Source organism: Streptomyces sp. NPDC001514 (assembly GCF_053597075.1).
The window spans coordinates 145488-155835 of sequence record NZ_JBSFHO010000016.1 but is presented as its reverse complement, the minus strand read 5'-3'; the positions used below and the strand labels follow the sequence as shown (position 1 = coordinate 155835).

The following is a 10348-nucleotide window of genomic DNA, read 5'->3' as shown; positions in this document are numbered from 1 at the left end:
ATCCCGGATGCAGAGCAGGCTTCATTGCCCACAGCGCTTACGGCTCATGCCCGGTCGTTAAGGACTCGAAACCGCCAGGTAACGGCTACTCGTGTGGAGCCATGCACAGTGTCGCACCGGGTGCCGGGTTTCGGCACCGGGATGTACATCACAGGGTACTGGGGGCCGGGCCGGAGCGTCAGGGCCGAAGGTCCGTGCGGGCCCGGGGCGGGTCAGACGGCCGCCCCGACGAGGACCCCGAACCCGTACGTCACCGCGGCCGCGGTCCCGCCCAGCGCAAGCTGCCGCAGACCGCTGAACCACCAGCTGCGGGCGGTGACCTTGGCGACCAGCGCGCCGCAGCCGAAGAGCCCGGCGAGTGCGAGAAGGACGGCGGGCCACAGGGTGGTGGCACCGAGGAGATACGGCAGTACGGGCAGCAGGGCACCCAGCGCGAAAGCGGCGAAGGACGAGACGGCGGCGACGACCGGCGACGGCAGGTCGTCCGGGTCGATGCCGAGTTCCTCGCGGGCGTGGATCTCCAGCGCCTGCTCGGGGTCGCGGGACAGCTGCATGGCGACCTCGCGGGCGAGCGCGGGCTGGACACCACGGGCCACGTAGAGCGCGGCGAGCTCTTCCATCTCGTCGATCGGGTGCCCCAGCAACTGCTGCCGCTCGACGTCCAGTTCCGCCTGGACGAGCTCGCGCTGCGAGGCCACGGAGGTGTACTCGCCGGCGGCCATCGAGAAGGCACCGGCCGCGAGCCCCGCGAGCCCGGTGATGACGATGGTCTGCTGGGACACGGCGCCGCCCGCGACACCGGTCATCAGGGCGAGGTTGGAGACGAGTCCGTCCATCGCGCCGAACACCGCGGGACGCAGCCAGCCGCCGTTCACATCGCGGTGCGTGTGGTTGTCGCGGTGCGCCTCGTGGAGTGTCGCTTCGGTTTCGATGATGGACACAGCTCTCCCCTTGTGACCGGTTGCCCCCGGGGCGGGTCCGTCCGTACGTCCCGCGCCCTCTCAACACCTCGAAAGTACGCGCGATGTAAGGGGCGCGCCAGCAAGGCAGGCTTTACTTACCTGCGGTCAGCCGAGTGACACGCGGCTCTGCGGCAGCGCGCGGCGCACCCCGCGTGGCAGAGATCCAGGACAGGCTCGGTGCGCACGAAGGGGTGACGCGTTGGAGTGGATTGCATGCGATCGGGCTCGCGGCGCGCTGCTCGGACTGGCCGTCGGCGATGCGCTCGGGGCGCCCGCGGAGAACATGCGGCCGTCCGAGATCCGGCGCCGGTGGGGCCGGATCGAAGGCTTCGTGACGGACAACCCCGCGGGCACGGACGACACGGAGTACGCGATCTTCTCCGGCCTGCTGCTCGCCCGGCACGGCTCGGCGCTGACCGTCTCACATGTCGAGAAGGCCTGGCACCACTGGATCGCGGACCTCGACGAGGGGCCCTTCCGGGGCGCGGGCTTCAGCGAGCGGGGCACGCTGGAGAACCTCCGCCGCGGCCTGGCGGCCCCGATCACGGCCCAGCACCGGCACGCCTGGAGCGACGGTCTCGCGATGCGCGCGGCGCCCTTCGGCGTCTTCGCGGCGGGCGACCCCGCCGAGGCCGCGCGGCTGGTCGCCATCGACGGCTGCGTCAGCCACGACGGCGAGGGCATCTACGGCGGCCAGGCGGTGGCGGCGGGGGTCGCGGCGGCCGTGGCGGGCGAGGGCCCGGCCGGGATCATCGGCGCGGCCCTGTCGGTCGTGCCGATGGACTCCTGGACCTCGCGCTCCATGCGGCGTGCGGTCGTGGCGGCGGAGCGGGCCGAGCCCGAGCCCCTCGCCCGCGAACGTACGGTCCGGTCCGCCGTGGTCATCGGCGGCTACCCGTGGACGGACCTGGCCCCCGAGGCCGTCGGCCTGGCCTTCGGCGCCTTCGCGGCGGCCCGCGGCGACTTCCGTACGTCCGTCCTGACCGCGGTCAACATGGGCCGCGACGCCGACACCACGGCGGCGGTCGCGGGCGCCCTCGCCGGTGCCATGTCCGGCGCCTCCGCCATCCCCGCGGAGTGGGCCGCGGCCATCGGCCCGGTCCGCGGCAGCTGCCTCCCCGCCATGCGCGGCTACCACGTCCTGGACATCGCCGACCTCCTCACCCCCGACGACGACACCGAGGCCCTCCCATGCCCCCCGGCCCGCTAGACCCCACCCAGGAGCCCACCCCGGGCCCCCCGGACTCCCCTCCGGACCTCGCCCCGGACCCGACCGATCCGACCGATCCGACCGACCAGACCGACAGGACCGACAGGACCGACAGGACCGACAGGACCGACACACCCGATACGGTCCCCGCCCCGGACGACGACGGCCCCCGCGAGGAGGCTGCGGCCGTCGCGCCCGGGGCGCCGCGCCCCCACCGCGACCGCACCGGCACGAGCAGCTCGGGCACCGGCACCCGTATCGAAGGCCTGCTCCTCGGGCTCGCTGCCGGGGACGCCGCCGGCTGGCCCGCCGCCCGGCACCGGGCCAGCCGGATGCCGGAATGGACCCGGCGCCTGACCCGCGAGCTCGACACCTTCGCCGAGCAGAACGCCACGACCACCCTCCCCGTACCCATCGCTCTCAACCAGCCCCCCGAGCCCCTCCGCCTCGGCCCGTCCGACGACGCCGAATGGGCCGCGTTCGCCGCCGAGACCGTGCTCACCGCCGCGGGTGAGCACTTCCACGGCCTCGACCTCGGCCGACGTATGCGCGCCGCGGTGGACCTCGCCTGGAACGCCCTCGCCGGCAAGGTCGCCGCGGCCGCCGCCCGCGCCCCCGAGGTCGAGTCCGCCGTACTCCCCCTCCGCGCCCGTATCTCCGTACGCGCCGGACTCGGCAACCTCGCCACCGGTCTGCGCCCGCCCGCCACCGGCCACGACAACCCGCACTACTTCGACGACGCCGCATGCATCCGCGCCACGGTCCTCGCCGTCGTCCATCCGGGCAACCCGCAGGCCGCCGCCGAACTCGCCGAGTTCGACGCCCGCTACACCCAGGACGGCGACGGCGTCCACGGCGCCCGTGCCATGGCGGCGGCCGTCGCCGCAGCCCTCGGCGGCGCAGACGTCGGCATCGCCGTCGACGCCGCCCTCGCCCAGCTCCCCGACGCCACCGAGATCGGCCGCAACGCCCGGCACGCCGTCAAGCTCGCCCGCGACGCCGACGACGCGTTCTCCCTCGTCCCCCTCCTGGAGCACCAGATCGTCGACCACGTCTACAGCTACGGCATCGCCGCGGCCGAGACCGTCCCCGTCGCTCTCGCCCTCGCCATCGCCGCCCGCGGCGAGGTCACCGGCGCGATCCCCGCCGCCGCCTGTCTGTCCCGCGTCGCCGACTCCGCGCCCGCCCTCGCCGGGGCGCTGACCGGCGCGCTCGGCGGTGGCGCGGCCGTGCCCGCCGCGTGGCGGGACGCCTGCCGCACCCTCGCCGGCTGTGCCCTCCCCCGCCTCGCCGGCACCGATCTCGTGGAACTCGCCGGGCTCCTCGCCGACACGCTGCGCCCACCCGGGGCACCGCCCGCGTAACTCGCCCCCGTCGGTGACGAATCCCCGACTCAGCATTCCCAGCCCGCGACCACCCCGGGTGGACAATTCCGGCATGACACTCTCAGCGCTCCCGACGGTCACGGCACTCGACGACCGGATCACGGGCTCCCTCGTCGGCGCGGCGGTCGGCGACGCACTCGGCGGCCCGGTCGAGGGCTACACGCCGGAGCAGATCGTGGAACGCCACGGCGGCCGCGTCCGCGGCATCGTCGGCCCGTGGCACGGTGACGACTGGCGCACCGCCCGCCCCATCGCGCCGTACCACAAGGGCGACGGGCACGTCACCGACGACACCCTGATGACGCACGCCCTCGTCCGCGTGTACGCGGCCGTGCGCGACCACCTCGACGCCTATGCGATCGCCGACCACCTCGTTCCCGACCTCGTCTCCAACCCCCGCTGGATCCCGGAGCTGGAGGCCGAGGCCCTTCCCCTACAGCGGATCTTCCTCGCCGAGAAGTGGCTCGTCGCCCGCCTTCACTACGGTCATGTCGACCCTCGCGAGGCCGGTACCGGAAACATCGTCAACTGCGGTGCCGCGATGTACATGACGCCCGTCGGGCTGGTCAACGCCGCGAACCCGGCCGCCGCGTACGCCGAGGCCGTGGACGTGGCGGGCGCCCACCAGTCCTCGTACGGCCGCGAGGCGGCGGGTGTGTTCGCGGCGGCGGTCGCCGCGGCCTGCACTCCCGGCGCGACGCCTGCCACCGTCGTCGACGCCTGTCTCGCCCACGCCAAGGACGGCACCCGCTCGGCGATCGAGGCGGTGGCCGAAGTCGCCGCCCGCCACGGCGACTTCGAGTCGGCCCTCGCGCCGCTGCGCGCGGCGGTCGCTCCCTTCGACACGGTCGGCCCCGACTACCGCGCGCCGTCCCTCGCGGCCCGCCGCCCGTCCCGGCTGCACGCCATCGAGGAGCTCCCGATCGCCCTGGGCATGCTGCTCGTCGGCGACGGGGACTACCGCCGTACGGTTCTCGGCTCCGTCAACTACGGCCGTGACTGCGACTCGATCGCCACGATGTCCGGCGCGATCGCGGGCGCGCTGTACGGCGAGGAGCCGATCCCGCCCGACTGGGTCAAGACCGTGGCCGAGGCCAGCCGCCTCGACCTGCACACCCCGGCACGGACGCTGACGGAGGTCACGTACGAGGTCTTCACCCGCGACACCGAACGCCGCCGCTCCCACGAATCGGCCTTCGCCCGGTTGACCGAAACCCTGACGGACACCCTGACGGACTCCCGATGAACCTCCGCCTCACGTGGGTCCAGCCCGAGGACCTCGTCGGCCACGAACTGCGCCAGGCTGCGGAGGACGGCCGTGACGCATCGCCGATCGCCCGCTGCTGGCAGGCGGCGGGGGGCTCCTCCGCCCCGCCCTCAGCGGGTGCCTCGCCCACCCCCGCGCCCCCTCACCTCCGCGCCCTCGCCATCCGCCTGCTGGACGAACTCGGGGAATTCCCCAGCCCCTTGGCGCCGTACGAGCCGACGGACCTGCCGGCCATCAAGGCCGCTTGCCCCGACTGGCCGGACGCGGCGGCAGGACACTCACCGGGCCGGCCCCGCCCCGCGCGCGAAGCGCCCGCCTCCCCCGGGCCGGGTGCCGGCCTCCTCGACCGCCTCCACGCCGCCTGGCTCGGGCGCGCCGCCGGATGTCTGCTCGGCAAGCCCGTCGAGAAACTCCCCCTCCACGCCATCCGCGCCCTCGCCCGCGCCACCGGCAACTGGCCGCTCACCACATGGTTCACCGCCAAGGGCGTCCCCGCTGAGCTGCTCGCCGCCCACCCCTGGAACCGCCGCTCCGGCACCACCTCCCTGGCCGAGAACATCGACGGCATGCCCGAGGACGACGACCTCAACTACCCCCTCCTCAACCTGCTCCTCCTCCAGCGGTACGGACACGACTTCCGCACGACCGACGTCGCCCGGATCTGGCTCGACGAACTTCCGGCCGGCCGCACCTTCACCGCCGAGCGCGTGACCTTCCGCAACCTGCTCGCCGGTCTCGAGCCGCCGTTCACCGCCGTCCGCCACAACCCGTTCCGCGAGTGGATCGGCGCCGCGATCCGTGCCGACGTACACGGGTGGACGCATCCCGGCGATCCGGCCGCGGCCGCCGTGCAGGCGCACCGGGACGCAACGCTCACGCACACCGCCAACGGGGTGTTCGGCGCGATGTTCGTCGCCGCCGCCCTCGCCGACGCGGCGACCGGCATGGCGGACGTCCACCGGTGCCTGCGCACCGGCCTCCGCGTCGTCCCGGCCCGTTCGCGCCTCGCCCAAGCCGTCCGCTTCGGCATCGGAACGGCCACCGCCCACAGCGACTTCGACGATGTCGTGGACCGTCTGCACGCCGCCTACGGCGGATACCACTGGGTTCACGTCATCCCCAACACCGCGCTCCTCTCCGCCGCCCTCACCCACGCCGACGGCGACTTCACCGGCTCCATCTGCCGTGCCGTGTCCGGCGGCTGGGACACCGACTCCACCGGAGCCACCGCCGGCTCCCTCGCCGGGCTGCTCGCCGGGCACCCCGACCGGCTGCCCGAGCGGTGGACCGCGCCGCTCAAGAACCGGCTCGCCACCACCGTCGCCGGCTTCGACGGCATCGGCTTCGACTCCCTCGCCCATCTGACCTTCCAGGAGGTTCTCCGCCCATGACCGGCATCGTGGTGCTCGGCAGCACCAACATGGACCTCGTCGCCTACGTCGCGAAGGCCCCGCGGCGCGGAGAGACCGTCACGGGACGCGAGTTCCGTACGGTCCCCGGCGGCAAGGGCGCCAACCAGGCCGTCGCCGCCGCCCGCGCCGGCGGCGCCGTGTCGATGATCGGCGCCGTCGGCACGGACGACTTCGGCGTACGCCTGCGGGCCACGCTCGACGGCTCCGGCGTCGACACCGACCTGCTGCGCACGGCCGAGGGCCCGTCCGGCACCGCGCACATCGTCGTCGACGACGAGGGCGGCAACGCGATCGTCGTCGTCCCCGGCGCCAACGGCACCGTCGATCACCTCATCCCCGGCGACGAGGCCCTCATCGCCACCGCCGACGCTCTCCTCCTTCAGCTCGAACTCCCCCTGAACGGCGTGATCGCCGGCGCCCAGGCCGCCCGGCGCCACGGTGTTCGCACCGTCCTCACCCCGGCGCCCGTGCAGCCCCTGCCGCCCGAACTGCTGGCCGCCATCGATCTGCTGGTGCCGAACGAGCACGAGGCCGCGGCCCTCGCCGGAATCGCCGACCCGTACGCCGCCGCCGAGGCGCTGCTCCGCCAGGTGCCGGAGGTGGTGATCACCCTCGGCGCGGCGGGCAGCCTCTACGCGGCCCGCGGCGCCGAACCCGTCACCGTGCCCGCCCCCCGTGTCCGCGCCGTCGACACGACCGCCGCGGGCGACACCTTCGTGGGCGCCCTCGCCGTGGCCGTGGTCGAGGGCAGGCCGATGCCCGCCGCGATGGCCTGGGCCTCGGCCGCCGCCGCGCTCTCCGTCCAGCGCCCCGGCGCCTCGTCCTCCATGCCGTACCGCCCGGAGATCGACGAGGCGGCGGACGCCGCCCACAGCCCGGTCAACCACTGAGTACCCCCGCCGGAGCCTCGCAAGGAGCTTGGAGCCCCCATGCACGACCCCGACGCCGACGGTGTCGCCGCCCCTCACCCCACCACAAGCGCCGGTGCCGCCGCAGACGGTCCGCTCGCCGGGCTGCGCGTCCTCGATCTCGCCACGCTGTTCGCCGGGCCGCTCGCCGCGACGATGCTCGGCGACTTCGGCGCCGACGTCATCAAGGTCGAACACCCCCGAAAACCCGACCCGTCACGCGGGCACGGCCCATCGAAGGACGGGGTCGGCCTCTGGTGGAAGCTGCTCGGCCGCAACAAACGCACCATCACGCTCGACCTGTCCATGCCCGGTGGCCGCGAGACCCTCCTCCGTCTCGCCGCCACCGCCGATGTCCTCATCGAGAACTTCCGCCCCGGCACCCTGGAGAAGTGGCGGCTCGGCTGGGAGGAGCTGAGCGCCGCCAACCCCCGCCTCGTCCTCGCCCGGGTCACCGGCTTCGGTCAGTTCGGCCCGTACTGCCACCGGCCCGGCTTCGGCACGCTCGCCGAGGCGATGAGCGGCTTCGCCGCCATCACCGGCGAACCCGACGGTCCGCCCACACTCCCTCCCTTCGGTCTCGCCGACTCCATCGCCGCACTCGCGACCTCCTACGCCGTGATGACCGCGCTGACCGCCCGGGCCGCGTCCGGCCACGGCCAGGTCGTGGACATGGCCATCATCGAACCGATCCTCACCGTCCTCGGCCCGCAGCCCATCTGGTACGACCAGCTCGGCTACGTCCAGCCGCGCAGCGGCAACCGCTCCCGCAACAACGCCCCGCGCAACACCTACCGCGCGGCCGACGGGACCTGGCTCGCCGTCTCCACCTCCGCCCAGTCCGTCGCCGAACGTGTCATGAGGCTCGTCGGCCGCCCGGAGCTGACGGGCGAGCCGTGGTTCGCCACGGGCAGCGGGCGGGCCGAGCACGCCGACGAACTCGACGAGGCGGTGGGCGCGTGGATCGCCCGGCACACCCGCGACGAGGTCCTCGACGCGTTCGAGAAGGCGGAGGCGGCGATCGCGCCCGTCTACGACATCCGCGATGTCATGGCCGATCCCCAGTACCGCGCGCTGGACAGCGTCACCGAGATCCCCGACCCGGAACTCGGGCCGATCCGTATGCAGAACATCCTCTTCCGCCTTTCCGAGACTCCTGGGGGGATTCGCTGGGCGGGCAGGCCGCACGGTGCGGACACCGATGCCGTGCTGGGCGAACTCGGGCTCTCGCCGGCCCGGATCGCCGCGCTGCGCAGCGAAGGCGTGCTATGACCGCCCCATCGGACACCCCTCTTGCCGGCACTCCCGAAACCACCCCGCTCACCTGGCTGTACGCCCCCGGCGACCATCCCGACGTCGTGCACAAGGCGCTCTCCTGCGGAGCCGACATCGTGATCGTCGATCTCGAGGATGCGGTCGCACCCGACCGCAAGGAGTACGCCCTCGCGGCGACCGCCGAACTGCTCACCTCCCCCCAGCCGGTGCCCGTCCATGTCCGGATCCACGCAGATCAGGACATCGCTGCGCTGGCCGGACTTCCCGGCCTGTCCGCACTGCGCATCCCCAAGGTGACACACGCCACTGACATCCGGGGTCCGGCGTCGCTCGCCCCCGGGACGGAGCTGTACGCGCTGCTGGAGTCGGCGTCCGGTGTCGAGCACGCGTACGCCATCGCCACCGCCCACCCCGCGGTCCGCGGGATCGCCCTCGGCGAGGCCGACCTCCGCGCCGACCTGGGGGTACGGGACGACCGTGGCCTCGACTGGCCGCGCAGCCGCGTCGTGGTCGCGGCCCGCGCGGCGGGGCTCGCGCCGCCGCCGCAGTCGGTGTTCCCCGACATCCGCGATCTGGACGGTCTCGCGGAATCCTGTGCCCACGGCCGCGCCGTCGGCTTCTTCGGCCGGGCGGCGATCCACCCCCGCCAGCTGCCGGTCATCGAGCGGGCGTACCTCCCGAGCCCGGAGGAGGTCGAAGCGGCCGAGGAGATCGTCACGGCGGCGGAGACGGACGCGGGCGCGCTGGCCCTCCCCGACGGCCGCTTCGTCGACGCGGCGGTGGTCGCCACGGCCCACCGCACCCTCTCCCTGGCGCGCCGCGGCGAGTGACCCGTGGCCCGTCCGGGTTCCACGGCGGCGGAGACGCATACGGCGGGGACGCACAAGGCCGCCCGACCATCGCGGTCGGGCGGCCTGGGAGAGCGTGAGCGGAGCGGTCAGCTCTTGTGGGCGGATTCGGGGTCCGCCGGGTTGCCGTCGGGGGCCTTGTCCAGGTCCAGCGGGACGGCGTCGACCGCGGGCTCGGACTCCGGCCCGGACTCCGGCTCGGACTCCGGCTCGGACTCCGTGGACGCCGCATCCGAAGGTGCGGCGGCGGGACTCGCGGGCTCGACGATCTCCTCGCGGCCCGGGCGCAGCCGCGCCGAGATCACGATGTACGCCACGGCCAGGACGCCGACCACGATCGCGGTCCACACGTTCAGACGCAGGCCCAGGACGTGGTGGGCCTCGTCGACGCGCATGTACTCGATCCAGCCGCGGCCGGCGCAGTACGCGGCGACGTACAGCGCGAAGGCACGACCGTGGCCGAGCTTGAAGCGGCGGTCGGCCCAGATGACCAGGAGCGCGACGCCGACGCACCAGAGCGACTCGTACAGGAACGTCGGGTGGTACAGGCCCGCCTCGCGGTTCACGCCCTCGCTGATCTTGAGGGCCCAGGGCAGATCCGTCGGCCTGCCGTACAGCTCCTGGTTGAACCAGTTGCCCCAGCGGCCGATCGCCTGCGCGAAGGCGATACCGGGCGCGATGGCGTCGGCGTACGCGGGCAGCGGGATGCCCCGCCGGCGGCAGCCGATCCAGGCGCCGACCGCACCCAGGGCGATCGCGCCCCAGATGCCGAGGCCGCCCTGCCAGATCTTGAACGCGTCGACCCAGTTCTCACCCTCGCTGAAGTACAGCTGGTAGTCGGTGATCACGTGGTACAGGCGGCCGCCGACGAGGCCGAACGGCACCGCCCAGACGGCGATGTCGGCCACCGTGCCGGCTTTGCCGCCGCGGGCGATCCAGCGCTTGTTGCCGTACCAGACGGCAACGAAGACGCCGATGATGATGCAGAAGGCATAGCCGCGCAGCGGAACCGGTCCGAGGTTGAGCACACCGGTCGACGGGCTGGGAATGTAGGCAAGGTCCATGGCAGGTCCGACGCTAC

9 protein-coding genes are annotated in these 10348 nt (G+C 73.8%); 7 read left to right on the top strand and 2 right to left on the bottom strand.

Annotated features, from left to right (window positions below):
- Positions 1–212 precede the first annotated feature (212 nt).
- Entirely contained in the window at positions 213–941 is a 729-nt protein-coding gene (locus tag ACWCXB_RS19130; protein ID WP_450724279.1) for a VIT1/CCC1 transporter family protein, read from the bottom strand.
- Between the two features lie 220 nt (positions 942–1161).
- Here ACWCXB_RS19130 and ACWCXB_RS19125 point away from each other — a divergent pair, with 220 nt between their 5' ends.
- From ACWCXB_RS19125 to ACWCXB_RS19095, 7 genes are all read left to right on the top strand, one after another.
- Positions 1162–2172: an ADP-ribosylglycohydrolase family protein gene (locus tag ACWCXB_RS19125; protein WP_450724277.1), complete on the top strand. Its 1011-nt coding sequence runs from the start codon at positions 1162–1164 to the stop codon at positions 2170–2172.
- Complete coding sequence (locus ACWCXB_RS19120) at positions 2154–3536, top strand: ADP-ribosylglycohydrolase family protein (protein WP_450724275.1); 1383 nt, start codon at positions 2154–2156, stop codon at positions 3534–3536. The genes ACWCXB_RS19125 and ACWCXB_RS19120 overlap by 19 nt, the downstream gene beginning before the upstream one ends.
- A gap of 73 nt (positions 3537–3609) precedes the next feature.
- Positions 3610–4803, top strand: a complete 1194-nt coding sequence (locus tag ACWCXB_RS19115; protein WP_450724273.1) for an ADP-ribosylglycohydrolase family protein — start codon at positions 3610–3612, stop codon at positions 4801–4803.
- Positions 4800–6215 carry an ADP-ribosylglycohydrolase family protein gene (locus ACWCXB_RS19110; RefSeq protein WP_450724271.1) on the top strand — a complete coding sequence of 472 codons (1416 nt, stop codon included), beginning with the start codon at positions 4800–4802 and terminating at the stop codon, positions 6213–6215. The genes ACWCXB_RS19115 and ACWCXB_RS19110 overlap by 4 nt, the downstream gene beginning before the upstream one ends.
- Positions 6212–7126, top strand: coding sequence for a ribokinase (gene rbsK, locus ACWCXB_RS19105; RefSeq protein ID WP_450724269.1), 915 nt, complete (start codon positions 6212–6214; stop codon positions 7124–7126). Before ACWCXB_RS19110 ends, rbsK begins: the two co-directional genes overlap by 4 nt.
- Before the next feature lie 39 nt (positions 7127–7165).
- On the top strand, positions 7166–8416 hold the full coding sequence (locus ACWCXB_RS19100; RefSeq protein ID WP_450724267.1) for a CaiB/BaiF CoA transferase family protein: 1251 nt from the start codon (positions 7166–7168) through the stop codon (positions 8414–8416).
- A complete protein-coding gene (locus tag ACWCXB_RS19095) occupies positions 8413–9249 on the top strand; it encodes an HpcH/HpaI aldolase/citrate lyase family protein (protein WP_450724265.1) in 837 nt (278 codons plus the stop codon). The genes ACWCXB_RS19100 and ACWCXB_RS19095 overlap by 4 nt, the downstream gene beginning before the upstream one ends.
- Positions 9250–9356: 107 nt before the next feature.
- Here the strand turns inward: ACWCXB_RS19095 and lgt are convergent, their stop codons facing one another.
- A complete protein-coding gene (gene lgt / locus ACWCXB_RS19090) occupies positions 9357–10331 on the bottom strand; it encodes a prolipoprotein diacylglyceryl transferase (RefSeq protein ID WP_450724263.1) in 975 nt (324 codons plus the stop codon).
- Positions 10332–10348: the final 17 nt, after the last annotated feature.

What these genes read in the sequence shown, in the direction of transcription:
- ACWCXB_RS19120 (WP_450724275.1), top strand. Translation starts at nt 2,154, where the DNA reads ATGCCCCCCGGCCCGCTAGACCCCACCCAGGAGCCCACCCCGGGCCCC.
- ACWCXB_RS19115 (WP_450724273.1), top strand. Translation starts at nt 3,610, where the DNA reads ATGACACTCTCAGCGCTCCCGACGGTCACGGCACTCGACGACCGGATC.
- ACWCXB_RS19110 (WP_450724271.1), top strand. Translation starts at nt 4,800, where the DNA reads ATGAACCTCCGCCTCACGTGGGTCCAGCCCGAGGACCTCGTCGGCCAC.
- rbsK (WP_450724269.1), top strand. Translation starts at nt 6,212, where the DNA reads ATGACCGGCATCGTGGTGCTCGGCAGCACCAACATGGACCTCGTCGCC.
- ACWCXB_RS19100 (WP_450724267.1), top strand. Translation starts at nt 7,166, where the DNA reads ATGCACGACCCCGACGCCGACGGTGTCGCCGCCCCTCACCCCACCACA.
- ACWCXB_RS19095 (WP_450724265.1), top strand. Translation starts at nt 8,413, where the DNA reads ATGACCGCCCCATCGGACACCCCTCTTGCCGGCACTCCCGAAACCACC.
- lgt (WP_450724263.1), bottom strand. Translation starts at nt 10,331, where the DNA reads ATGGACCTTGCCTACATTCCCAGCCCGTCGACCGGTGTGCTCAACCTC.